Origin of the sequence: Actinomycetospora sp. CA-101289, from assembly GCF_050955895.1 — a bacterium.
Classification (GTDB): Bacteria; Actinomycetota; Actinomycetes; order Mycobacteriales; family Pseudonocardiaceae; genus Actinomycetospora.
This window is the reverse complement of record NZ_CP192093.1, coordinates 1,856,795-1,880,925: the sequence shown is the minus strand read 5'-3', so window position 1 is coordinate 1,880,925 and position 24,131 is coordinate 1,856,795. Positions and strand designations below refer to the sequence as shown.

The 24,131-nt window shown below is 74.8% G+C and carries 18 protein-coding genes; 8 read left to right on the top strand and 10 right to left on the bottom strand.

Going from position 1 to position 24,131, the window contains the following annotated elements; translation table 11 throughout:
• Window positions 1–18: 18 nt before the first annotated feature.
• Window positions 19–795, bottom strand: coding sequence for an acyltransferase (locus ACQPX6_RS09390; RefSeq protein ID WP_433787037.1), 777 nt, complete (start codon window positions 793–795; stop codon window positions 19–21).
• A gap of 30 nt (window positions 796–825) precedes the next feature.
• On the opposite strand from ACQPX6_RS09390, the gene ACQPX6_RS09385 reads away from it, so the two are divergent.
• On the top strand, window positions 826–1,389 hold the full coding sequence (locus ACQPX6_RS09385) for a DUF5709 domain-containing protein (RefSeq protein WP_433787036.1): 564 nt from the start codon (window positions 826–828) through the stop codon (window positions 1,387–1,389).
• A 65-nt stretch (window positions 1,390–1,454) separates the two neighbouring features.
• Here ACQPX6_RS09385 and ACQPX6_RS09380 read toward each other — a convergent pair whose 3' ends face one another.
• Genes ACQPX6_RS09380 through ACQPX6_RS09360 form a run of 5 tightly spaced genes read right to left on the bottom strand, consistent with a single transcriptional unit; the run spans window position 1,455 to window position 5,623 of the window.
• Complete coding sequence (locus tag ACQPX6_RS09380; RefSeq protein WP_433787035.1) at window positions 1,455–1,796, bottom strand: TraR/DksA family transcriptional regulator; 342 nt, start codon at window positions 1,794–1,796, stop codon at window positions 1,455–1,457.
• A 23-nt stretch (window positions 1,797–1,819) separates the two neighbouring features.
• Window positions 1,820–3,046, bottom strand: coding sequence for a THUMP-like domain-containing protein (locus ACQPX6_RS09375; protein ID WP_433787034.1), 1,227 nt, complete (start codon window positions 3,044–3,046; stop codon window positions 1,820–1,822).
• Window positions 3,046–3,978 (bottom strand): class I SAM-dependent methyltransferase, encoded by a 933-nt coding sequence (locus ACQPX6_RS09370; RefSeq protein WP_433787033.1) that lies wholly within the window; start codon window positions 3,976–3,978, stop codon window positions 3,046–3,048. The genes ACQPX6_RS09375 and ACQPX6_RS09370 overlap by 1 nt, the downstream gene beginning before the upstream one ends.
• Entirely contained in the window at window positions 3,978–4,757 is a 780-nt protein-coding gene (locus tag ACQPX6_RS09365) for an enoyl-CoA hydratase/isomerase family protein (RefSeq protein ID WP_433787032.1), read from the bottom strand. Before ACQPX6_RS09365 ends, ACQPX6_RS09370 begins: the two co-directional genes overlap by 1 nt.
• A 44-nt stretch (window positions 4,758–4,801) precedes the next feature.
• Window positions 4,802–5,623, bottom strand: coding sequence for an ABC transporter ATP-binding protein (locus ACQPX6_RS09360; protein ID WP_433787031.1), 822 nt, complete (start codon window positions 5,621–5,623; stop codon window positions 4,802–4,804).
• A gap of 63 nt (window positions 5,624–5,686) precedes the next feature.
• Between ACQPX6_RS09360 and glgX the strand changes: the two genes are divergently transcribed.
• Window positions 5,687–7,753, top strand: a complete 2,067-nt coding sequence (gene glgX / locus ACQPX6_RS09355) for a glycogen debranching protein GlgX (RefSeq protein ID WP_433787030.1) — start codon at window positions 5,687–5,689, stop codon at window positions 7,751–7,753.
• A 41-nt stretch (window positions 7,754–7,794) separates the two neighbouring features.
• On the opposite strand, the gene ACQPX6_RS09350 is transcribed toward glgX, so the two are convergent.
• Entirely contained in the window at window positions 7,795–8,712 is a 918-nt protein-coding gene (locus ACQPX6_RS09350; RefSeq protein WP_433787029.1) for a DUF559 domain-containing protein, read from the bottom strand.
• Window positions 8,713–8,797: 85 nt separating this feature from the next.
• Window positions 8,798–11,347 carry an alpha-glucan family phosphorylase gene (glgP, locus tag ACQPX6_RS09345; protein WP_433787028.1) on the bottom strand — a complete coding sequence of 850 codons (2,550 nt, stop codon included), beginning with the start codon at window positions 11,345–11,347 and terminating at the stop codon, window positions 8,798–8,800.
• A 1,631-nt stretch (window positions 11,348–12,978) separates the two neighbouring features.
• Here glgP and ACQPX6_RS09340 point away from each other — a divergent pair.
• The 6 genes from ACQPX6_RS09340 to ACQPX6_RS09315 all read left to right on the top strand — a co-directional run bounded on the left by ACQPX6_RS09340 (window position 12,979) and on the right by ACQPX6_RS09315 (window position 22,700).
• On the top strand, window positions 12,979–15,162 hold the full coding sequence (locus tag ACQPX6_RS09340; protein ID WP_433788234.1) for an alpha-1,4-glucan--maltose-1-phosphate maltosyltransferase: 2,184 nt from the start codon (window positions 12,979–12,981) through the stop codon (window positions 15,160–15,162).
• Window positions 15,163–15,235: 73 nt separating this feature from the next.
• On the top strand, window positions 15,236–15,718 hold the full coding sequence (locus tag ACQPX6_RS09335) for an FxsA family protein (RefSeq protein ID WP_433787027.1): 483 nt from the start codon (window positions 15,236–15,238) through the stop codon (window positions 15,716–15,718).
• A 56-nt stretch (window positions 15,719–15,774) separates the two neighbouring features.
• Window positions 15,775–17,598 (top strand): maltose alpha-D-glucosyltransferase, encoded by a 1,824-nt coding sequence (gene treS, locus ACQPX6_RS09330; protein WP_433787026.1) that lies wholly within the window; start codon window positions 15,775–15,777, stop codon window positions 17,596–17,598.
• Complete coding sequence (locus tag ACQPX6_RS09325) at window positions 17,598–19,025, top strand: maltokinase N-terminal cap-like domain-containing protein (protein ID WP_433787025.1); 1,428 nt, start codon at window positions 17,598–17,600, stop codon at window positions 19,023–19,025. Before treS ends, ACQPX6_RS09325 begins: the two co-directional genes overlap by 1 nt.
• Entirely contained in the window at window positions 19,022–21,301 is a 2,280-nt protein-coding gene (gene glgB, locus ACQPX6_RS09320; RefSeq protein ID WP_433787024.1) for a 1,4-alpha-glucan branching protein GlgB, read from the top strand. Before ACQPX6_RS09325 ends, glgB begins: the two co-directional genes overlap by 4 nt.
• Window positions 21,302–21,323: 22 nt before the next feature.
• On the top strand, window positions 21,324–22,700 hold the full coding sequence (locus ACQPX6_RS09315) for a neutral zinc metallopeptidase (protein ID WP_433787023.1): 1,377 nt from the start codon (window positions 21,324–21,326) through the stop codon (window positions 22,698–22,700).
• Window positions 22,701–22,766: 66 nt separating this feature from the next.
• Here ACQPX6_RS09315 and ACQPX6_RS09310 read toward each other — a convergent pair whose 3' ends face one another.
• Window positions 22,767–23,765, bottom strand: a complete 999-nt coding sequence (locus ACQPX6_RS09310; protein WP_433787022.1) for a tetratricopeptide repeat protein — start codon at window positions 23,763–23,765, stop codon at window positions 22,767–22,769.
• Window positions 23,766–23,801: 36 nt separating this feature from the next.
• Entirely contained in the window at window positions 23,802–24,119 is a 318-nt protein-coding gene (locus ACQPX6_RS09305) for a thiamine-binding protein (protein ID WP_433787021.1), read from the bottom strand.
• Between the last annotated feature and the right edge of the window lie 12 nt (window positions 24,120–24,131).

The window sequence follows — 24,131 nt, the reverse complement described above, 5'->3', positions numbered from 1 at the left end:
CATAGGCCCAAGGATCGCTCACGTGGGGCGGCCCGCCGGCTCCCCCGCCGACGTCCCCGGCGCGCCTCCCGGTCCCACGGCCTGGTTCGCCGCCAGCGCCGTCTTCCGCGCGATGTCGGCGAGCGCCTCGCGCTGCGCCGCCGCGGCCTCCCAGTCGGCCATGCGGTCGCGCACCACGCGCGCCGGCGCGCCGACGGCCACCGCGTGGTCGGGGACGTCGCCGCGCACCACCGCGTGCGCCCCCAGCACGCAGCCCCGGCCCACGCGGGCGCCGCGCAGCACCGTCACCTTGGTCCCGATCCACGTCTCCGGCCCGATGCGCACCGGCGACTTGACGATCCCCTGGTCCTTGATCGGCACCGTCACGTCCGCGTAGCGGTGGTCGAAGTCGCAGACGTAGATCCAGTCCGAGAGCAGCGTCGCCTCGCCGAACTCGATGTCGAGGTAGCAGTTGATCGTGTTCTCGTTGCCGAACACCGACTTGTCCCCGATGCGCAGCGAGCCCTCGTGGCAGCGCACGCGGGTGTTGTCGCCGATGTGCACGAACCGCCCGATCTCCAGGCGCCCGAACCCCTCGCGCGCCTCGAGCGACACGCCCTTGCCCAGGAAGACGAGACCGCGCAGCACGATGTGCGGCTGGCGGACCCGGACCTTGAGCATCCGCCAGTAGCGCACCAGGTAGAACGGCGTCCACGCCCGGTGACGCACGATCCAGCGCAGCGACGCCCACGTGACCAGTCGCGGCTGGCGCGGGTCCGACCTCACGGTGGGAGACCCTACGATCGGCGCGGACATGTCCCGCCCGCGGGCAGGGTAGCCACGCGCATGACCGAGCCCGAGCACAGTGACGAGGTCCCCGAGTCGCCCGACCTGGGTGCGAGCATCCAGCTGGAGTCCGGCGAGACCCTCGACGGGAATCCCGGCACCGACGGCCTCGACGCCCTCTACGTCGCCCCGAACCGGCCGTTCGGCCTCGACGACCCCGACACCACCGTGGCGGGGCAGCGCGAGGGCGACACCCTCGACGACCGGCTGGCCCGCGAGATCCCCGACGACACCGAGAGCGCCGCGGCGGCGCCCGGTCCCGAGCTCTCGGAGGGCGAGATCGGCTCCGAGGCCGGGCAGGGCCGCTCCGGACGCCTGACCGCCGCCGAGCCCGACCCCGACCAGTTCGCGGGCCGCTCCCTCGCCGCCCAGGACGTCGGCATCTCGGGTGGGGTCGCCTCCGCCGAGGAGGCGGCGATGCACGACATCCCCGAAGACGAGATCCTCGACATCGACGACCCCGAGCACGCGGTCGGCATCGACCCCGGCGAGCGGCTCGAGGGCCCCGAGGTGCGGCTGCGCGACGAGGACGTCGACCCGGCGAGCGGGACCACCGCGACCTGAACGACCCCGGACGCACCGCGGGCCCGGCCGATCGGCCGGGCCCGCGGCGTCTCGCCGTCAGATCGTCACGCGGCGTCGGCGTGCTCCCGACAGGTGTTGACCTGCGGGCGCGCCTCCAGGCGCTCGTCGTCGATGTCCTTGCCGCACACGGCGCACCGGCCCCACGAGCCGTCGTCGAGACGGGCGAGGGCCTGGTCGATCTCCGCGCGTTGGCGCTCGCTCTCGTCGGCGAGGCCCTGGCGCTCCATCGTCTCCTCGACCTCGGAGCCGTAGTCGCCGGGGTGCTGCCCCATCGCGCCCTCCTGCTGGACCGAGGTCTCGGGCATGTGCTCCCGGTTCCACGAGGCCAGCTCCGTCAGGCGGTCACGCTCCTCGGTGAGCACGCGGCGGGCCTTGTCGGCATCCATGCGGTCGTTTCCTCCTCAGGGGGTCAGAGGTCGGCGGGTACCCCGTCACCGACCGCCTCGCACACGAACGCCTCCGGCCCCGTCGCGAGCCGCGCGAGCACGACGGTGGCCTCGGCGTCCCCGCGCAGGCGCAGCCGGGGCCGCAGCACGGCGGGGTCCACGTCGAGCCCGCGCACGAGGATCTCGAGGCGCCCGACGCCCCGCGCGGCGAGGGTTCGGCGCAACGTCTTCTCGCCGTAGCGCCCGTGCTCGAGCACCCGGAACGCCCGCACGCCCGGCGGGCGCGTGTCGCCGCTGAGGTAGGCGAGGTGCTCGTCGAGGCGCCACAGCCCGTGCCGCGCGCCGTACTGGCGCACGAGCCCGGCGCGCACCACCGCGCCGTCGGGGTCGACGATCCACTCGCCCACCGGGGCGACGGGGCACTGCTCGTCCTCGTCGTCGGTGACGGTCCAGGGGGCGGCGCGCGAGGAGAGCACGGTGGCCCGGCGCCGGGTGGTCGCGAGGCCCGCCGACCACAGCGCCGCCTCCCGCACCCGCCCGTCGAGGCTCACGAGCTCGACCTCGGACGCCCACGGCACGACCGACCAGTCGAGCCCCGGCGCCGTCGACACGACGAGATCGTGGGGGCTTTCCTGGCGTTGAACGCCAGCGTGGCCCCCACGCTGAGACGTGCCAGCCGGAGGAGACACGCCCGCCGCGGCGGCCAGGGCGTCGAGTGGAGGGGCGAAGTCGCCGGGGCGCCAGGTGCGCCGCCCGGAAGCGGTGCGCCGGGCCGGGTCGGCCACGAGCACCGTGTCCCGGGTGACCGGCACCAGGGCGTCGGCGCGCACCAGCGCCACGCCCGGCACGTTCACGCGCGCCATCGCCAGGCGCACCGGGTCGAGGTCGGAGCCGACGACCCGGCGGGCCACCCCCTGCAGCGCGTGCAGCTCCGCCCCGACCGAGCACGTCACGTCGTGCACGTCGCGCCCCGCGAGCCGGGCCGCGCGGTGCGCCGCGACCGGCGCGGCCGTGGCCTGCTCGGCCGCCTCGGCGGTCAGCAGCCACCCGTCGGGGACCCGCCCGCGCGCCCGCTCCTGCGACAGCGCCGTCTCGAGCACCGGCGCGGCCCGGTCGCCCAGCCGCGCCCGCAGCGTCGACACCGCGCGCAGCCGGTCCCCGCCCACCAGCGCCGCCGCCCCCGCGACGGCGTCGCGCCCGGCCGGCGAGGCCAGGAACGCGACGTCGTCGAGGGTGAAGGCGTAGGGCACTACACGCGCAGGGGTTCCGCGGGCCGCACCCCGGTGACCAGCGCGTTGTAGAACAGCGACCGCGGGACGACCCTGGAGAGCACCCGCCCGTCCAGCCACGACAGCCGCTGCCAGGTGCGGTACGCGAACATCGCCCAGCCCATCCCCAGCTTCTCGGGCGGCACCGCGGCCTCGAAGGTGCGCACGGGCCAGCCGAACAGCGCCGCCGAGAGCTCCTCGGTGACCACCCGGACGTCGACCGCGCCCGCGGCGTGCGCGTAGCGCTCCAGGCGGTCGGGGTCGAACACGTGCTGGTCGACCACCGACTCCAGCGCCGCCGCGCGCGACGACTCGTCGAGCTCGGCCTGCGGGCGCAGCCACGCCGCGGGCGCGAAGCGCGTCGTCGCCCACCACGTCGCCTGCCCGAGCTTGCGGGCGTAGAGGTCACCGAGCCGCGTCGGCTCGCCCGCGAAGACGAACCGCCCGCCGGGCTTGAGCACCCGCAGGATCTCGCGGAACGCCGCGTCGAGGTCCGGGATGTGGTGCAGCACCGCGTGCCCGACGACCAGGTCGACCGACGCGTCGGGCACCGGGATCGTCTCGGCGTCGGCCACGCGGCCCTCGACGTCCAGGCCGAGCGCCGACGCGTTGCGCGTCGCCACCTCGACCATGCCCGGCGAGAGGTCGGTGACCGTGCCGCGCCGCGCGATGCCGCCCTGCATGAGGTTGAGGAGGAAGAACCCGGTGCCGCACCCCAGCTCGAGGGCGTGGTCGAAGGTCTCGGAGCCCGGGACGATCCCGCGGAAGCGGTCGACGGCGAAGGTCGTGCAGCGCTCGTCGAACGAGATCGACCACTTCTCGTCGTAGGTCGCCGACTCCCAGTCGTGGTACAGGACGTTGGCGAGCTTGGGGTCGTCGCGGGCGGCGTCCACTTCCGCCTGTGTCGGGCTCATCAGCGCCCCAGGAACTGGGCCTTGCCGGGCCCGTTCTCGGCGAACGAGCGCATGCCGATCGTCTGGTCCTCGGTGCCGAACAGCGCGGCGAACATCTCGCTCTCCAGGTTCAGGCCGGTGCGCAGGTCGGTGTCGAGGCCGCGGTCGATCGCGGCCTTGGCCGCGGCGATGGCGCGCGTCGGGCCGTTGACGAACTGCGACGCCCAGGCGTGCGCGCGGGTGTAGACGTCGTCGGGGGCGACGACCTCGTCGACCATCCCGAGCGCCAGCGCCTCCTCGGCCTTGTACATCCGGCCGGTGAAGATCACGTCCTTGGCCTTCGACGGCCCGATCAGCCGCGCGAGCCGCTGCGTGCCGCCGCCGCCGGGGATGATCCCGAGCAGGATCTCGGGCTGGCCGACCTTGGCGTTGTCGCCGGCGATGCGGCGGTCGCAGGACAGGGCCAGCTCGAAGCCGCCGCCGAGGGCGTAGCCGGTGATCGCGGCGACGACCGGCTTGGGGATCGTCGAGACCGCGCCGAAGCCGAACGACAGCTCGTGGGCGCGCTCGGCCATCTGGGAGTAGGTGAGGTCGGCCATCTCCTTGACGTCTGCGCCGGCGGCCAGCACCTTCTCGCCGCCGTAGACGACGACCGCCCGGACGTCGGTGCGTCCCGCGGCCTCGGCCGAGATCTCGGCCAGCTCCAGGTTGAGCTGCCGGTTCACCGCATTCATCGGGGGCCGGTCCAGGCGGATCGTGCCCACGCCGCCGTCCACCTCGAGCCGCACGAACTCCGTCACCGACGGTCCTCCTGGAATCTCTCGGGGATCGATCGGGCGCGACCCTATCGCCGGAACGCGGTGAAGCGACGCCGCCGGCTCGTGAGCTCCAGCGGCTGCCCGAACGTCGCCGACAGGTTCTCCGAGGTCATCACGTCGTCGAGCAGGCCCTGCGCGACCACCCGGCCCTCGCGCATCAGCATCGCGTGGCTGCAGTTGGGCGGGATCTCCTCGACGTGGTGGGTCACCATCACCGTCGCCGGGCCGTCGGGGTCGGCGGCCAGCTCGGAGAGCAGCTCGACGAGGTCCTCGCGGGCGCCGAGGTCGAGCCCGGCGGCCGGTTCGTCGAGCAGCAGCAGCTCGGGATCGGTCATCAGCGCGCGGGCGAGCAGCACCCGCTGGCGCTCGCCGGTCGAGAGCGTGCCGTAGGGCCGCCGCGCGAACCCGGCGACGCCCATCATGTCCATGAGCAGCGTGGCGCGGTGGTCGTCCTCGGGTTCGTAGCGCTCCCGCCAGGTGCCGAGGACGCCGTAGCCTGCGCTGCGCACCACGTCGTGCGCGGCCTCGTCCGGCGGCACGCGCCCGGCGAGGCTGGCGCTGGCCAGCCCGATCCGCGGCCGCAGCTCGAACACGTCCACGCGCCCGAGCCGCTCGCCGAGCAGGTCGACGGTGCCGGTGGTCGGGTGCATCTCGGCGGCCGCGAGGCGCAGCAGCGTGGTCTTGCCGGCTCCGTTGGGCCCGAGCACGACCCAGCGCTCGTCGAGCTCGACGTTCCAGTCAAGGGCGGCGAGCAGGTCGGACCCGCCGCGGCGCACGCCCACGCCGGCCATGCGGATGACGGTGTCGGCGTCGCTCGGGTCGGTCGCCGGGGAGGTCACGGCCGCCATCCTGACGGATCGCCGCTCACCGCGGGGCGACGGCCCGCCGCGGATCGGGCACGATGCGCGCCGATGCCCCCGACCCCACCCGCCCCTCCCGACGCACGCGGCGCGCACCTCGACGGCGACGTCCTGCGCGTCGCGGTCCCGGCCGCGCCCAGCGCCGAGGCCGTGGACCTGTGCCTGCTCGGCACGGGTGACGAACGCCGCGTCGCGCTCCGTCGCGGCGCCGACGGGTGGTGGCACGGCGAGACGACGGGGATCGCGCCCGGCACCCCGTACGGCCTGCGGGTCCACGGGCCCTGGGCGCCGGGGCGCGGCGTGCGCACCAACCCCGCGAAGCTGCTGCTCGATCCCTGGGCGCGGCGCGTCGAGGGCAGCGTGACCTCGCTCGCCGACGCCCGCCCGTTCGCCGGCGACGACCCGTTCTCGGCCCGTCCCAGCGACCGGGACTCCGCGGGCGTCGTGCCCCACGGCCTGGTCACGGCCCCGCTCGGGCCGGCGGCGGGGGCACGCCCGGCGGTGCCGTGGGCGGACACGGTGATCTACGAGACCCACGTCCGCGACCTCACGATGCGCCACCCCGACGTCCCCGAGCACCTGCGCGGCACCTACGCCGGCCTCGCCCACCCCGCGGTCGTCGACCACCTCGTGCGCCTCGGGGTCACGACCCTCGAGCTGCTGCCGGTCTTCGCCAACCAGGCCGAGCCCTCGCTGCTCGCCCGCGGGCGCGGCAACCACTGGGGCTACTCGACGCTCGCCTACCTCGCCCCGCACCCGCGGTACGCCTCCACGCCGGGCCGCGAGGTCGAGGAGGTGCGGGCCACGGTCGCGGCGCTGCACGCGGCGGGGCTCGAGGTCGTGCTCGACGTCGTGTTCAACCACACCTGCGAGGGCGGCGCCGACGGCCCGTCGCTGTCGTGGCGCGGGCTCGACGCGGCCGGCTGGTACGCGCTCGACTCCCGGGGCCGCGACGTCGACCTCACCGGCTGCGGGAACACGCTCGACCCCGCGTCGCCGCTGGTCCGGGCCCTGGTGGTCGACTCCCTGCGGTACTGGGTGACGACGATGGGCGTCGACGGCTTCCGCTTCGACCTCGCCTCGACCCTCGGCCGCCCGCGCGGCGGGGCGTTCGACGCGGCCGCGCCGCTGCTCACCGACATCGCAGGAGACCCCGTACTCTCGACCGTCAAGCTCATCGCCGAGCCGTGGGACGCCACCGGCGAGGGCTACCGCGTCGGCGGGTTCGGGCCGGCGTGGGCGGAGTGGAACGGGCGCTTCCGCGACGGCGTGCGCGACTTCTGGCGGGGCCACGGGCCGCTCTCGGAGATCGTGACGCGGGTGGCGGGGTCGTCGGACCTCTACTGGCCCGCGCGCACCCCGGCGGCGTCGGTCAACTTCGTCACCGCCCACGACGGCTTCACCCTCGCCGACCTCGTGTCCTACGAGCGCAAGCACAACGACGCCAACGGCGAGCGGGGCCGCGACGGCACCGACGACAACCGCTCCGCCAACCACGGCGTCGAGGGGCCGACGTCCGACGCCGACGTGCTGGCGCTGCGGGCCCGGCAGGCGCGCAACCTGCTCGCGACACTGCTCCTCTCGGCGGGCACCCCGATGCTGCTCGGCGGCGACGAGCTGGGCCACACGCAGCACGGCAACAACAACGTGTACTCGCTGGACGACGAGACCTCCTGGCGGTCCTGGACGGCGCTGTCGAAGCCGGACCTCGTCGACTTCGTCGCCCGCGCGCTCGCCCTGCGCCGCGCGACGCCGGCCCTGCGGCGCACCGACTTCTTCTACGGGCGCGCCGACACCGACCCCGACGGCGCCGCCCCGGACATCGCCTGGCTGCACCCCGACGCGCGCGAGCTGACCGAGCCCGACTTCCACCACCACCGCCGGACGCTCGTGGTGCGGATCGACGGCGCGCCGTCCCTGCTGCTCGTGCTGCACGCGGGGTCTTCGGCGGTGGACGTGGTGCTCCCCGACGCCTACGGCGACGCCGCCTGGGTCCCGGTGCTCGACGCCGGTACGCCGACCGGGGCCCCCGACCCCGCGGACAAGCTCCCGGCGGGCGAGGTGCTCACCGTCCCGGCCCACACGGCGCTGGTGCTGCGGGCGGTGCCGGGGGTCTGAGGGGACTTCGGTGGCGGGAACCGCGCTGAGCGCGGGATTCGTCACCGAAGTCCGGCGCGGCCCGCGAGGCAGCGCCGGAGCGCCCGGACGAAGCCGTCGGGATCCTCGTGCAGCTCGTACCAGTGGGTGCGCAGGACGACCCAGCCGGCGGCGGCCAGCGCCGACTGACGCGGACCGTCGCGGAGGAACGCGCGTAGGTCGCGGTGGTACGCCCAGCCGTCGATCTCCACGACGACGCGCTCGGCCTCGAACACCAGGTCACCCAGGACGCGGCCGAACCCCGGCAGGATGATCTCGGCGTTGGCGCGCCACCCGGTGAGGCCGGCTCGACGCACCAGGCGGTGGGCCCGCCGCTCCGCCTCCGAGCGGGCGGCGCCGTCGGCGAGCGCCAGCAGGCGGGCCGCGAGTGCGGCACCGTGGCGCCCCGGCCGCCGTGCGTGGGCGCGGTGCAGGGCAGCCAGATCGACCCGCTTCCGCAGGAGCGCGCGGTCGACGAGGCGCGCGCCCTCGTCGAGACCGAGGGACACCGCGCCGTCGAGGACGCTCACCTCCCGGGTGGTGACGGCGAGACCCCGCAACCGGGTGCGGTCGGCGGCGTCGACCGTGCGGCGGGTCAGGCGGACGCCGTCGCGCGGGCGGGGCTGGTGCGGACGGTCGACCGCCACCTCGACGAGGCCCGGGGCGGTGTCGAGGAAGCCCCACCACCAGGCGGCCGAGCGCCCTACGAGGACCGCGTCCTCGCCGAGCGACAGCATCGCCGCCCAGGTGCGCGAGGCCGGGGTCTCGTCGTGCTCGGCGACCTGGAAGACGCGCGGCCCCGCCGGCCACCACGCGTGCGACGCGACCCGGCGCCGGACCGCGTCGTCGCTCAGGCCCGCCGCACGGGCCTGGTCGAGCGAGATGACGCCGTGCTGGTGGCGGATGCGTCGACGGAGGAGGGCCAGCTGTGGAGTGCTCACGCCTGGTTCGACGCAGCGACACCGTGCCCGGCTCCGTCTCGGTGGCGATCCCCGCGCTGAGCGCGGGTCTCGCCACCGAGGTCGGCTACGCCGGCAGCACCACGCGCCCCAGTTCCGCCGGCGCGGCGAGGAGGTCGTGGCGCGGCAGGACGCGCACGGTGTAGCCCAGGACCCCGGCGTGGGGCAGGGCGACGACGGCCTCGAAGCGGTGCGAGCCCTCGTGCCCCGCGCCGATCGAGGTCATCGGCTGCACGGTCGACTCGGTGAGCTCGTCGGCGTCGTCCGCCCGGCCCACGACGGCCTGCACCAGCACCTCGTCCGGGTCGAGGCCCCCGAGCACGACCTCGGCGCGCACGGTCATCGGCGCGCCGAGCACCGGGGTGTCCGCGCCGCCCGAGGCGTCGACCTCGGCGACGGTCACCGACGACCACGCCGCGTCGAGGCGGGCGCGGTAGGAGGCCAGCTCCTTGGCGCCCGCGAAGCCGTCGGCCACCACGCGCGTCGCCGAGCGGGCCGCCGGGGCGTACCACTGCTCGACGTAGTCGGTGACCATCCGCGTCGCCTGCACCTTGGGCGAGAGCGTCGCGAGGGTGTGGCGCACGAGGGCGGTCCAGCGGTCGGGGACGCCGTCGGTGCCGCGGTCGTAGAACAGCGGCGAGACCTGCGTCGCGAGCAGGTCGTAGAGCGCGTTGGCCTCGATGTCGTCGCGGCGGTCGGGGTCGTCGACGCCGTCGGCGGTCGGGATCGCCCAGCCGTTGCGGCCGTCGTAGAGCTCGTCCCACCAGCCGTCGCGCACCGACAGGTTCAGCCCGCCGTTGAGCGCCGACTTCATGCCCGAGGTGCCGCACGCCTCGAGCGGACGCAACGGGTTGTTCAGCCAGACGTCGCAGCCCCAGTAGAGGTAGCGGGCCATCGACATGTCGTAGTCGGGCAGGAAGACGATGCGGTGGCGCACGGCGGGGTCGTCGGCGAAGCGGACCATCTGCTGGATGAGGCGCTTGCCCTGCTCGTCGGCGGGGTGCGACTTGCCCGCGATCACCAGCTGCAGCGGGCGCTCGGGGTCGAGCAGCATGGCCTTGAGCCGCTCGGGGTCGCGCAGCATGAGCGTGAGGCGCTTGTAGGTCGGGACGCGGCGGGCGAAGCCGATGGTGAGCACGTCGGGGTCGAAGACGCGCTCGGTCCACGCGAGCTCCGGCTCGGACGCCCCGCGCTGCAGCCACGACGCGCGCACCCGCCGGCGGACCTCCTCGACCAGGCGCCGCCGCAGCGTCCCGCGCATCTCCCAGAGCAGCGCGTCCGAGACGCCGAAGAGCTCCGGGCCCCCGCCGGACGCGCCGGCGGTCAGCCCGGCCATCTCGCGGGCGGTCCAGGTGGGGCCGTGGACGCCGTTGGTCACCGCGCCGATCGGCACCTCGGGGGCGTCGAAGCCGCCCCAGAGCTGCTGGAACATCCCGCGCGACACCTCGCCGTGCAGCTGCGAGACGCCGTTGGAGCGCTGGGCGAGGCGCAGGCCCATGTGGGCCATGTTGAACATGTCGCCCGCCGGCTCGCGGCCCAGCGCGAGGACCCGCGAGGGCTCGATGCCCGGCAGCATGTCGGCGGTGAAGTAGTGCTCGACGAGCCCGACGGGGAAGCGGTCGATGCCCGCGGGCACCGGGGTGTGGGTGGTGAAGACGGTGCCGGCGCGGACCGTCGTCAGCGCCTGGTCGAAGTCCAGGCCGGCGTCGTCGACGAGCTCGCGGATGCGCTCGAGGCCCAGGAAGCCGGCGTGGCCCTCGTTGGTGTGGAACACCGCGGGCGCCGGGTGGCCGGTCGCCCGGCAGAACGCGCGGACGGCCCGCACCCCGCCGATCCCGACGAGGATCTCCTGGCGGATGCGGTGCTCGGCGTCGCCGCCGTAGAGCCGGTCGGTGATCTGCCGCAGGTCGGCGTCGTTCTCCTCGATGTCCGTGTCCAGCATCAGCAGCGGCACGCGCCCGACCGACGCCTGCCACACCCGGGCGCGCAGCGTCCGGCCCTCGGGCATCGCGACCCCGACCAGCAGGGGCTCGCCCGACGCGTCCGACAGCAGGTGCAGCGGCAGGCCCTGGGGGTCGAGCGCCGGGTACTGCTCCTGCTGCCAGCCGTCGAGCGAGAGCGACTGCCGGAAGTAGCCGGAGCGGTAGAGCAGCCCCACCGCGATCAGCGGGACGCCGAGGTCGCTCGCGGCCTTGAGGTGGTCGCCGGCGAGGATGCCCAGGCCCCCCGAGTAGTTCGGCAGCACCTCGCTGACCCCGAACTCCATCGAGAAGTAGCCGATCGCCGCGGGCACCTCGGCAGCCCCCTCGGGATTTCTGGGCAGCCCCTGGTACCAGCGTGGCTCGGACAGGTAGGTGTGCAGTTCCTCCGCGCGCTCGCGCACGCGCCCGACGAAGCCCTCGTCCTCGGCGAGCTCGGCGAGGCGCTGCGGACGGACCTCGCCGAGCAGCCGCACGGGGTCCCCGTCGCACGAGCGCCAGACGGCCTCGTCGACGGTCGCGAACAGGTCCTGGGTGGGGCCGTGCCACGTCCACCGCAGGTTCGTGGCGAGCTCCTGGAGCGGCGCGAGGGCGGCCGGGAGCTGGGCGCGGACGGAGAAGCGACGCAGAGCCTTCACGCGCCGGGAGACTACGGCGCGACCCCCGACGCGCCGTGCGGGCCCACCTGGACTGGATCGATCCCCCGACTACGCTGCGTCGCGTGAGCGCGCTGGGGAGATGGTGGCGGTCCGGACGGCGGTCGAGCGGTGCGGAGGGGGTCGGCCGAGCGGGTGAGGACGGTCCCCGCGACCGCACCGGCGAGCAGCCCGCGGTCGGTTCCGACGGCGCCAGCGCGCCCGCCTTCGCCCCCGCCCCCGCCGCGCAGGAGGAGCACGCCGAGGCCGTGACTGGCCCGGCCTCGGGGTCCTGGCGACGCCGCCGGCGCGGCTGGGGCCCGGCCGAGGAGGTCGAGGTCGGTCCCCCGCCGCCGCCCGACGCGCGTCCCCACGGGCCCACGACCGGCGAGTTCCCGGTCCCCGGCCGCGGCACCGGGACCCCGGCCCGCGGCATCCCGATGCCCTCGTCGGTCGCGCCGTCGGGGCCGTTCGCCTCCCCCGACCCCGCCGACCACCCGCCGTCGGGCCCCCTGCCGGCCGCCGGCACGACGCCGGGGTCGGACGCCGACCTGACGCCCCCGCACGGCTTCCGGGCCGTCGGCGCGGACATGCCCGGCCTCGACGCCTCCCGCCCGCCGGCGCCGTCCCTGCCGCCCTGGCGCCGTCCCGCGACCCCGCCGTGGGGGCTCGCCACCGGCCGCACCTCGTCGACCCCCGGACGACCCTCCGCATCGAACCCGCCGGTCACGGGTAGGGGACGCGACATGAGTGAGCCGTCGGACCGCGATCCTGACCAGGCGCCCGGCCCGGACACCGCGCAGGGACCGACGCCCCCGGCCAGCGACCCCTCCTGGTTCGCGCCGCGCACCCCCTACGCCCCGGTCTCCTCCCCCGTGACGCCGGCCGAGCCCGGGGACACGTCCGCCTCCGAGAGCGTGGCCGAGACCGCCGCGCAGTCCGGCCCGGGCTGGCGCGCCGCCGCGGCCGGTGCGGCCGGGCTCGGCGCCGCGGGCGTCGCCGCCGGCACCGCCGCCGACTTCGGGGACGCCGACGACGCCCCCGGCGAGACGGCCCCGAGCCGCGCCGCCGGGTCGATCCAGCCCTCGCCGACCGTGTCCTCGGGACACGGCTCGGCGTCCGAGACGGCCCCACCGTCGGTTCCCGGCGGGCGCGCCGCCGCGGCCGGCGCCGCCGGGCTGGGCGTCGCGGGCGACGTCGCCGGTGCCGACGACGAGGACGCCCCCGCCGCGGAGCCGGCCGCCGTGCCCGGCCCGGTCGAGCCGTCGCCGACCGTGTCCACGGGACACGGCTCCGCGACCCCGCGCTACGGCACCGTCTCCGACGACGACCCGCTCGGCGTCGGACCGATCACCGTGCACCCCGACGACCACGTCCACAGCCTCGCGCCGGACACTGCGCGTGACGAGGTGCCCGCCGTCGACTCCGGCCCCGCGACCATCCGCTCCGCCGGCGCGGCGCCCGGCGACGTCACCGACGTCGACCCCGACGGCGCCGACGTCCCGGGCGAGGAGCCCGCCGGCGCGCCGGCCACCGACGCCGACGCGATCGACGCCGCGACCACCACGACCGCCCCCACCACGACGGCCGAGCGCCCCCGCGCCACGCCGACGGTCTCCACCGACACGGCCTCGATCGACCGCCACCGCGTCGCCCAGGGCCGCATCGGGATCGACGAGGTCACGCCCGAGATCTCGGGCGGGCGGTTCCCGTCCAAGGCCGTGGTCGGCGAGGTCGTGCCGGTCGAGGCGACGGTCTGGCGTGAGGGCCACGACGCCGTCGCGGCGACGCTCGTCTGGCAGCGCTGCTCGACCGCGGGCCACGCGCACGTCGCCGACGTCGTGATCCCCTGCGGCGACGAGGCGCCGCGCAGCACGCGGATGGTGCCGACGGGCCCGCTGACCGACCGCTTCGCCGGCCAGGTCGTGCCCGACGCCGAGGGTCTGTGGAGCTTCCGGGTCGACGCCTGGGGCGACCCGTGGGCGACCTGGCGGCACGCCGTCGAGGTCAAGACCCGCGCGGGCCAGGGCGCCGCCGAGCTGTCCAACGACCTCGAGACCGGGGCGCGGCTGCTCGAGCGCGCCGCCGACGGCATCGAGCAGCGCCTGCGCGACACCCCGCCGGCCGGCAGCGACGAGTCGGGCACCGTCGACCATCCACGCCAAGCCGATTCGACCCCTGCCGCTCCTTCGTCGCGTCAGGCGTCGACGGCGGCGTGGGGGCGCACGGGCGGCATCGCCATGCCCCCGGTGCTCGAGCTCGCCCGCACGCTGACCCGGGCCGCCGAGGACCTCCGCGCGAGCGAGCGCGACCTGCCCGACCGCCTGGCCCGCGCGCTCTCGGAGCCGGTGCACCGGACGATGACCGAGCACCCGGTGCGCGAGCTGGTCACCGAGGGCGAGACCCACCACGTGTTCGTGGAGCGGCCGCTCGCGCTGGCCGGCGCCTGGTACGAGTTCTTCCCCCGCTCGACGGGCGGCTGGGACGCCGAGGGCCGCCCGGTGCACGGGACGTTCGCCACCGCGACCCGCGAGCTGGACCGCGCCGCGGCCATGGGCTTCGACGTCGCCTACCTGCCGCCGATCCACCCGGTGGGCACGGTCAACCGCAAGGGGCCGAACAACACGCTCACCCCGGGTCCCGACGACGTCGGCTCGCCGTGGGCGATCGGCTCGGCCGCGGGCGGGCACGACGCGATCGACCCGGAGCTCGGCACGATCGAGGACTTCGACGCCTTCGTCGCCCACGCCCAGGAGCTGGGCCTCGAGGTCGCCCTGGACCTCGCGCTGCAGTGCGCCCCCGACCACCCGTGGGCCACCGAGCACCCGGAGTGGTTCACGATCCGCCCCGACGGGACCATCGCCTACGCCGAGAACCCGCCGAAGCGCTACCAGGACATCTACCCGGTCAACTTCGACACCGACCCCGACGGCATCTACGCCGAGGTCCTGCGCATCGTCCTGTACTGGATGGAGCACGGGGTCCGGATCTTCCGGGTGGACAACCCGCACACCAAGCCGCCGGACTTCTGGGCCTGGCTGATCGCCGAGGTCCACCGCCGCGACCCCGGCGTCGTGTTCCTGGCCGAGGCGTTCACCCGCCCGGCGCGGCTGTTCGGGCTGGCCAAGGCCGGCTTCAGCCAGTCCTACACGTACTTCACGTGGCGGACCGGTCGCGACGAGCTGCGCGAGTTCTTCGAGATGCACCGCGACCGGCTCGACGAGTGCCGCCCGAACTGCTTCGTCAACACCCCGGACATCCTCCACGAGTCGCTGCAGGAGGGCGGTCCGGGCATGTTCGCGATCCGGGCCTCGCTGGCCGCGACGCTGGCGCCGAGCTGGGGCGTGTACTCGGGCTTCGAGCTCTTCGAGCACCAGGCCGTGCGCCCGGGCAGCGAGGAGTACCTCGACTCGGAGAAGTACCAGCTGCGGCCGCGGGACTTCGCCGGCGCGCTCGCCGAGGGCCGCAGCCTCGAGCCGTGGATCACGCGCCTCAACCAGCTGCGCAAGGACCACCCGGCCCTGCGCCAGCTGCGCACCCTGCGCTTCCACGACACCGACAACGAGGCGCTGCTGGCGTACTCGAAGACCGACCCGCTGTCCGGCGACACGGTGCTGTGCGTGGTGACGCTCAACCCGTTCGGCATCGAGGAGGGCACGCTGCACCTCGACATGGCCGCGCTGGGCCTCGAGCGCCACGACCGCTTCGGGGCGTTCGACGAGGTCAGCGGCCAGACCTTCGAGTGGGGCGAGACCAACTACGTGCGCCTCGAGCCGTGGCGCGACGTCGCGCACGTCATCTCGGTGCTGCGGAGGTAGGGCCGGGAGGGTCGTCCGGGCACGATCCGGGCGCCCCGGGCGTTGGCACGGGTGAACACTCTGGAGGTCAGAAGTGCGCATCCTCGTCGCCCTCGCGGTCTACCTGACCGTCGAGGTCACCGTGCTGGTCCTGGTCGGCCAGGCCGTCGGGTTCTGGGGCCTGGTCGGGATCCTGGCGCTGTCCGCCGTCGTGGGCGCCTGGGCCATCAAGCGCCAGGGCCGCCGGTCGATGACCGCGCTGGTCGAGGCCGCGCAGCGGGGCCGCCCGGCCGAGGCCGAGGTCGCCGACGGCATGTACGTCGCGCTGGCCGGGGTCCTGCTGGTCACGCCGGGCCTGCTGTCGACGCTCGCCGCGCTCGTCCTGCTCGTGCCGCCGGTGCGCCGGGCGCTCGCCCGCCGCGCCGCCGACCGGGCCGTGCGCGCCGGCAGCGCCCGCCACGGCCCGGCCGTGACGGTGGTGGGTGCGGGCAGCGCCGGGCCGGCTGCCCGGGGCACGCGGGAGTTCCGCGGGACCGTCGTCGAGGGGCACGTGCTCGACAGCCGAGACGCCACCTGAGCAGGGCGCCGGGGCGTGCGGCGGCGCCGGGGCCCCGACCACTAGCGTGACGGGTGATGAACGAGGGAGTCAGCGACGGTGCACCCACCAGCACCGCCGCCACCGGGGAGAACGTCGTCGCCCGCGAGCACGTCCGGGACCGCACCGAGGACAACGGCGGCCAGGCGGTCGAGGAACCCAGCGCCGCCGACTTCCGGCACGCACGGACGCTCCCGGTCGACGGCAGCTGGTACAAGCGCGCCGTCTTCTACGAGGTGCTCGTGCGGGCCTTCGCGGACTCCAACCGTGACGGCTTCGGCGACCTGCGCGGGCTCACCGACAAGCTCGACTACCTGGCGTGGCTCGGGGTCGACTGCCTCTGGCTGCCCCCGTTCTACGACTCGCCCCTGCGCGACGGCGGCTACGACATCCGCGACTACCGCAAGGTGCTCACCGAGTTCGGCACGGTGGCCGACTTCGTCGAGTTCCTCGACCAGGCGCACGCGCGCGGCATCCGCGTGATCACCGACCTCGTCATGAACCACACGTCGGACCAGCACTACTGGTTCCAGGAGTCGCGCCGCGACCCCGACGGGCCGTACGGCGACTTCTACGTCTGGTCCGACGAGGACACCCGCTGGTCCGAGGCGCGCATCATCTTCGTGGACACCGAGTCGTCGAACTGGACCTACGACTCGGTGCGCGGCCAGTTCTACTGGCACCGCTTCTTCTCCCACCAGCCGGACCTGAACTTCGACAACCCGGCCGTGTGCGAGGCGATGATCGACGCGCTGCGCTTCTGGCTGGACCTGGGCATCGACGGCTTCCGCCTGGATGCCGTGCCGTACCTCTACGAGCGTGACGGCACCAACGGCGAGAACCTCCCCGAGACCCACCAGTTCCTCAAGCGGGTGCGCAAGGTCGTCGACGACGAGTACCCCGGGCGCGTGCTGCTCGCCGAGGCGAACCAGTGGCCGTCGGACGTCGTCGAGTACTTCGGCGACGCCGAGGTCGGCGGCGACGAGTGCCACATGGCGTTCCACTTCCCGCTGATGCCGCGCATCTTCATGGCGGTCCGCCGGGAGTCCCGCTTCCCGATCTCGGAGATCCTCGCGCAGACGCCGGAGATCCCAGTGAACGCGCAGTGGGGAATCTTCCTGCGCAACCACGACGAGCTCACGCTCGAGATGGTCACCGACGACGAGCGCGACTACATGTACTCGGAGTACGCCAAGGACCCGCGGATGAAGGCCAACATCGGCATCCGCCGGCGCCTGGCCCCGCTGCTCGACAACGACCGCAACCAGCTCGAGCTGTTCACCGCCCTGCTCCTGAGCCTGCCCGGCAGCCCCGTCCTCTACTACGGGGACGAGATCGGGATGGGCGACAACATCTGGCTGGGCGACCGCGACGGTGTCCGCAGCCCGATGCAGTGGACGCCCGACCGCAACGCCGGCTTCTCCACCTGCGACCCGGGCCGGCTCAACCTGCCGGTGATCATGGACCCGGTGTACGGCTACCAGGCCGTCAACGTCGAGGCGCAGTCCAACTCGACGGCGAGCCTGCTGCACTGGAACCGGCGCATGATCGACATCCGCAAGCAGCACCCGGCGTTCGCGCTCGGCTCGTTCCACGAGCTCGGCGGCTCGAACCCGAGCGTCCTGGCCTACGTCCGCGAGCACACCGACGACGACGGCAACCAGGACACCGTGCTGTGCGTGAACAACATGTCGCGCTTCCCCCAGCCGGTGGAGCTCGACCTCATCGCGTGGAAGGACTTCGTGCCCACGGAGCTCACGGGGGGTGTGCCGTTCCCGGCGATCGGGGAACTGCCGTACCTGCTGACCCTGCCCGGTCACGGTTTCTACTGGTTCTCGATCCATCCGGCGGAGGAGCGTTGATGCCCGCCACGAGCCCGCCCGACGGGTCGCCCGATCCGCTCGGCGGCCTGCACGACGCCCTGCTCGCGTGGCTGCCCGGCCAGCGCTGGTTCCCCGCCAAGGGTCGCGAGATCGCCGGCCTGCGCACGGTGTCGCACGCGGTGATCTCCAGCCCGGACGAGACGCCCACCGTCGAGCACGCGGTGATCGCCGTGGCGTTCACCGACGCGGACGCCGAGGAGCGCTACCAGCTGGTCCTCGGGGCGCAGCACCAGCCGCCCGGCGACCTCGAGCACGCGGTGATCGGCCGGCGCGGCGACGACGTGGTCTACGACGGCCTGGCCGACGGGCGCATCAGCCGCCTGTTCCTCGCGCTGATCACCGAGGACGCGACGCGCGGCCCGCTGCGCTTCGTCGCCGAGCCGGGCTCCGAGGCGCCGATCGTGGGTCCCGGTCGCCCGCTGCTGGGCGAGCAGTCCAACAGCTCGGTGATCTACGGCGAGCGCGCGATCCTCAAGCTCTTCCGCCGCGCCACCACGGGTCTCAACCCCGACCTCGAGCTGCACCGCGCCCTGCGTCGCGAGGGCAGCGGCGAGGTCGCGCCCCTGCTCGGGGCGATCGAGGGCGAGCTGGACGGCGAGCCGATGACGGTCGCCATGCTGCAGAGCTACGCGTCCAACTCGGCCGACGGCTGGTCGATGGCCCTGACGAGCGTGCGCGACCTGCTTGCCGAGGCCGACCTGCGCGCCGACGAGGTCGGCGGCGACTTCGCCGGCGAGGCCCACCGCATCGGCAAGACCGTCGGTGCGGTGCACCTCGAGCTGGCCCGCGCGCTGGGCACCCGCCCGCTCGACGAGGCCGCCGCCCGCGACGTCGAGGACTGGATGCTCGAGCGCCTCGACCGCGCCGCCGCGGCCGTCGACGGCGTCGCCGAGCAGCGCGAGGCCATCGCCGGCGTGCTGCGCGGGCTCACGGCGGCCGGGCCGTCGACGCTGCAGCGCATCCACGGCGACCTGCACCTGGGCCAGGAGCTGCGCACGCCCACGGGCTGGCTGGTCATCGACTTCGAGGGCGAGCCGTCGAAGTCGCTGGCCGACCGCGTGCGGCCCGACTCCCCCATGCGCGACGTCGCGGCCATGCTGCGCTCGTTCGACTACGCCGCGTTCCACCAGCTCGCGGAGTGGGAACAGTCCGCCGACGAGCCCGATCCGCAGCTCGAGCGCCGCGCGCAGGAGTGGGCCGACCGCAACCGGTCGGCCTTCTGCGACGGCTACGCCGAGGTCACCGGGACCGATCCCCGGGAGAACCCCGAGCTGCTGCGGGCGTACGAGCTGGACAAGGCGGTGTACGAGGTGCTGTACGAGACCCGCAACCGACCCGGCTGGGTGGCGATCCCGCTGCGGTCGATGCGCCGGCTGCTGACCCCGGTGGGGCGGGCCGAGCGGTGACCCGGGCGCGCACCCACTCCCCCGCGCCCTCGGACCTCGACGTCCACCTCCTCGTGGAGGGCTCGCACCGCGACCCCCACGGCGTCCTCGGCCCGCACCGCGACCCCGACTCCACCGGCACCGTCGTCGTCCGCGCGCTGCGCCCGGGCGCCGACGCCGTGGACGTCGTCGTCGACGAGGGCCCCACGGCCGGGCGCTACCCGCTGGCCGAGGTGCACGCGGCGGGCGTCTTCGCCGCCGGCGTGCCCGGCCCGCTGCCCCGCTACCGGCTCGCCACCCGCTACACCGACGGCGCCACGGGCGAGACCGTCGAGGTCGTGGCCGACGACCCGTACCGCTTCTCGCCGGTCCTCGGGCCGGTCGACCTGCACCTCATCGGCGAGGGCCGCCACGAGCGGCTCTGGGACGCCCTGGGCGCGCACCACCGCAGCTGGCCGACCCCGTCCGGCGCCGTCGAGGGCACGTCCTTCGCCGTCTGGGCGCCGCACGCGCGCGGCGTGCGGGTGATCGGCGACTGGGACACCGAGCACGGCAGCTGGGAGGGCACGGCGACGCCGATGCGCTCGCTCGGCTCGGGCGTCTGGGAGATCTTCCTGCCCGGCGTCGCCCCCGGCACGCGCTACCGGTTCCGCATCCTCACCCCCGATGGCCAGTGGCTCGACAAGGCCGACCCGATGGCCTACGCCTCGGACCTCCCGCCCGCGCCCGCGTCGGTCGTCACCACCTCGACCCACGAGTGGGCCGACCAGGAGTGGATGGCGCGCCGCGACGCCTCGGCGGCGTCCGGCGGCCTGCACGCCGAGCCGATGAGCATCTACGAGCTGCACGTCGGCTCGTGGCGCCAGGGGCTCAACTACCGCGAGCTGGCCGACGAGCTGGCCGAGTACCTCACCGAGACGGGCTTCACCCACGTCGAGCTGCTGCCCGTCGCCGAGCACCCGTTCGGCGGCTCGTGGGGCTACCAGGTCAGCTCGTACTACGCGCCGTCCTCGCGCTTCGGCACGCCCGACGACTTCCGCTGGTTCGTCGACCGCCTGCACCAGGCCGGCATCGGCGTGCTCGTCGACTGGGTGCCGGCGCACTTCCCCAAGGACTCGTGGGCGCTGGCGCGGTTCGACGGCACGCCCTGCTACGAGCACGGCGACCCGCGCCGCGGCGAGCAGCTCGACTGGGGCACGCTCGTGTTCGACTTCGGGCGCTCGCAGGTCCGCAACTTCCTCGTCGCCAACGCGCTGTACTGGCTCGACGAGTTCCACGTCGACGGCCTGCGCGTGGACGCCGTCGCGTCGATGCTCTACCTCGACTACTCGCGCACCGAGTGGACGCCCAACCGCTACGGCGGCCGCGAGAACCTCGAGGCGGTGTCGTTCCTCCAGGAGGTCAACGCCACCGTCTACAAGAACCACCCGAGCGCGGTGACCATCGCCGAGGAGTCGACGGCGTGGCCCGGCGTCACGCGTCCGACGCACCTCGGCGGCCTGGGCTTCGGGTTCAAGTGGAACATGGGCTGGATGCACGACACGCTCGACTACGTCGGGCGCGACCCCGTGCACCGCGGCTACCACCACAACCAGATGACGTTCTCGATGACGTACGCGTACAGCGAGAACTACGTCCTGCCGCTGTCGCACGACGAGGTCGTCCACGGCAAGGGCTCGCTGTGGACGCGCCAGCCCGGCGACGACGACCGGCGCGCGGCCGGGGTGCGTGCCCTGTTCGGCTACATGTGGGCGCACCCGGGCAAGCAGCTGATCTTCATGGGCGGCGAGTTCGGGCAGGTCCGCGAGTGGTCCGAGGAGCGCTCGCTGGACTGGGAGCTGCTCGACGACCCGCGCCACGGCGGTCTGCGCCGGCTGGTCGGCGACCTCAACGCCGCCTACCGGTCGCTGCCCGCGATGTGGCAGCTGGACTTCGACCCGGCCGGCTTCTCGTGGATCGACGCCAACGATGCGGGCGGCAACGTCCTGTCGTTCCTGCGCCACGACCGTGCCGGGAACGCCGTGGCGTGCCTGGTCAACTTCGCCGGGGTCGAGCACCCGAATTACCGCGTCGGCCTGCCGGTCACCGGGCGGTGGCGCGAGGTCGTCAACACCGACGCGGAGGTCTACGGCGGGCGCGGTGTCGGCAACTACGGCGCCGTCATCGCCACCTCGACCCCCTGGCACGGCCGTCCGGCCTCGGCCGAGGTGACCCTGCCGGCGTCCGGGGTGCTGTGGCTGCGTCTCGACGACGCGGACGCTCGACCGGATGCTGTCGAACGCACCGCGCGAGGGTGATCGCGCGGGCATGATGGCGCCCGTGCGGGGATCGCTCGGGCGAGCACTGGTCGTGACGCTGGCCGTGCTCGCGGTGATGCTGACGTCGGCGTGCGCGTTCCCGGTCTCCGGGCGCGCGGTCGCCGGGCCGGAGGTCACCGCGGGCATCGACCCGTCGTTCGTCGAGGGCACCGACGGCGGCGAGGAGGACCGTCTCGCCGCCGCGGTGCTGCGCGACCTCGAGGGCTTCTGGGGCCAGGCGTACCCCCCGCTGGCCGGCGGGCAGGCGTTCCCGCCACTCAAGGGCTACTTCTCGGTCGACCCGTCGCAGCGGAGCGGGGCCGCCGCCGTCCCCTGCCTGCCCGACCCGCAGGACATCGACGGCACGGCGTTCTACTGCCCGCGCGCCGACATCATCGCCTGGGACCGCGGGTCGCTGCTGCCGCAGCTGCGCCGCGGCTTCGGCGACGCGGCCGTGGTGGTCGTCCTGTCGCACGAGTTCGGCCACAGCGTGCAGAGCCGCCTCGACCGCGACGGGGCGCTCGGCGCGGCGCCGACGATCCTGCTCGAGGCCCAGGCCGACTGCTACGCGGGCGTGTTCCTGCGCCGAGTGCGCGACGGCGCCCTGCCCGACCTGCGCACCGGCGCCGACGGCATCGACGGCGCGATGGGCGCGCTCATCACCTTCCGCGACCCCGTGGGCACCTCGCCGCGCAACGCCGACGCCCACGGCAACGCGTTCGACCGCGTCTCGTCGTTCCAGGACGGCTTCGACGGCGAGGCGCGCACGTGCGCGTCGATGGGCCGCGAGCGGGTGTTCACCCAGCAGTCGTTCCGCTCGGCGGCCGACGAGAGCTCCGGGGGCAACCTGGGCCTCGACGAGCTGATCACCGCGATGTCGCCCGACCTCGACCGCTGGTTCGGCGACGAGGTGCGCCGCCGCGGCGGGGCGTGGGCGGCGCCGGCCACCGAGCGCGGGCAGGCGACGTGCCCGGGTACGGGCGGGGCGATCCAGGGTCCGGTGGCGTGGTGCGCGGATCCCTCCGCGGTGCGCATCGAGACCGGCGGCCCCCTCGCGGCCGACCACGCCCGCATCGGCGACTTCGCCACGGGCACCCTGCTGGCGTCCCGCTACGGCTCCGCGGCCCTCGCCGCCCTCGGGCGCCCGACCACCGGGGCCGAGGGCGGCCGCGCCGCGCTGTGCCTCGCGGGCGCCTACAGCGCGGCCGTGGGCACGGCCGAGAGCTCGTTCGGCCTGTCCCCGGGCGACCTGGACGAGTCGGTGACGATGCTGCTCGACGAGGACACGGCCTCGCGCGGCACCGACGGCGTCGCCGCCGCGGGCACGGGCTACGAGCGCATCCGCGTCTTCCGCGCCGGCATCACCGGCGGCGCGGACGCCTGCCTGCGCGGTGTCTGAGTGTCAGCGGAGCGGCTCCGCTGACGTTGAGTGTCCGTATCTCCACTCCGTCGCCGGCGTGACCGGCTAGTAGAGCGCGCGCGCGAGGGCCCGGCGGGCGGTGGTGACGCGCTCGTCCTCGGTGCCGAAGAGCTCGAAGAGCCCGACGAGGTGGGTGCGGGCGCGGTCGCGGTCGTCGCCGGCGGTGCGGGCGACGGTGCGCACGAGGCGGTCGAAGGCCTCGCCGATCTGCTGCGTGGCCACCTCGGCGTCGGCGGCCGCGATCTGCGCGTCGACGTCGTCGGGCGCCGCGTCCGCGCGGGCGATGGCCGACGGGTCGGCCGACGCGGCGCGCGCGAGGAACTTGACCTGCGCCAGCGCGGCCTGCGCCTCGGCGTTCGCCGGCTCCGCGGCCAGGATCTGCTCGTAGGCCGCCTGGGCGCCGGCGTAGTCGCCCTGCTCGAGGGCGTCCTCGGCCGCGATGAACCGCGGGTCCTCGGGCTCCTCTGCGGGCGCCTCGACCTCGCCGCCCCCGCGCGCCTCGGCCGCGGCGATGCCCGGCATCTGCTCGCGCAGCGCGTCGAGCAGCTGGGCGATCCACTGCCGCAGCTGCGGCTCGGGCTGCGCACCCTGGAACGAGGTCACCGGCTGACCACCCGCGACGACGATCACCATGGGGATCGACTGCACCTGGAACGCCTGCGAGATGCGCGGGTTGGCGTCGACGTCGATCTTCGCGAGCACCCACGCCCCGCCACCCTCGGCGGCGAGCTTCTCGAGCACCGGCGAGAGCTGCTTGCACGGCCCGCACCACTCGGCCCACAGGTCGACGACGACCGGCACGTCCATCGACCGGTCGATGACGTCGGCCTGGAACGACGCCTCGGTGACGTCGAGGACGGTGACCGGGGCGCCGGCACCGTCGCCGGGCGGGCCACCGGCAGGAGCCGGGGAGGACGGGGACGAGGCGGGCGACGAGGGCCGGGCCTCGGCGCGCGCCTTGAGGCCGGACAGGTCCACCGCCCCGGCCATCGCCGAGGACAGGGCAGCGGCCTGGGCCGCCTGGCGTGAATCGGGACGTGCCACGGAGACGAGTCTGCCACCTCCGGAGAGGGCGGGCTCTCAGCCCCGCAGGCGCTCCTCCACGCGGGCGACCTTGGCCTCGATCTGGCCGGTGTGGCCCGGGCGGATGTCGGCCTTGAGCACGAGCGAGACGCGTGAGCCGTAGCGCCCGGCCGCCTCGGTGGCGCGGCGCACCACGTCCATGACCTCGTCCCACTCGCCCTCGACCGAGGTGAACATCGACGAGGTCTCGTGCGGCAGGCCGGACTCGCGCACGACGCGGACGGCGGCGGCGACGGCCTCGGAGACCGACCCGTCCTCCCCCGCCGACCCGTCCACGCCGACGCCGGACGGGGCCACGCTGAAGGCGACGATCACACCCACCAGCCT

Bases quoted from the DNA above. Each gene is read 5' to 3' on its own strand.
- ACQPX6_RS09390 (WP_433787037.1), bottom strand. From the start codon at position 795: ATGTCCGCGCCGATCGTAGGGTCTCCCACCGTGAGGTCGGACCCGCGC.
- ACQPX6_RS09360 (WP_433787031.1), bottom strand. From the start codon at position 5,623: ATGGCGGCCGTGACCTCCCCGGCGACCGACCCGAGCGACGCCGACACC.
- glgX (WP_433787030.1), top strand. From the start codon at position 5,687: ATGCCCCCGACCCCACCCGCCCCTCCCGACGCACGCGGCGCGCACCTC.
- ACQPX6_RS09380 (WP_433787035.1), bottom strand. From the start codon at position 1,796: ATGGATGCCGACAAGGCCCGCCGCGTGCTCACCGAGGAGCGTGACCGC.
- ACQPX6_RS09370 (WP_433787033.1), bottom strand. From the start codon at position 3,978: ATGAGCCCGACACAGGCGGAAGTGGACGCCGCCCGCGACGACCCCAAG.
- treS (WP_433787026.1), top strand. From the start codon at position 15,775: ATGAACGAGGGAGTCAGCGACGGTGCACCCACCAGCACCGCCGCCACC.
- ACQPX6_RS09325 (WP_433787025.1), top strand. From the start codon at position 17,598: ATGCCCGCCACGAGCCCGCCCGACGGGTCGCCCGATCCGCTCGGCGGC.
- ACQPX6_RS09385 (WP_433787036.1), top strand. From the start codon at position 826: ATGACCGAGCCCGAGCACAGTGACGAGGTCCCCGAGTCGCCCGACCTG.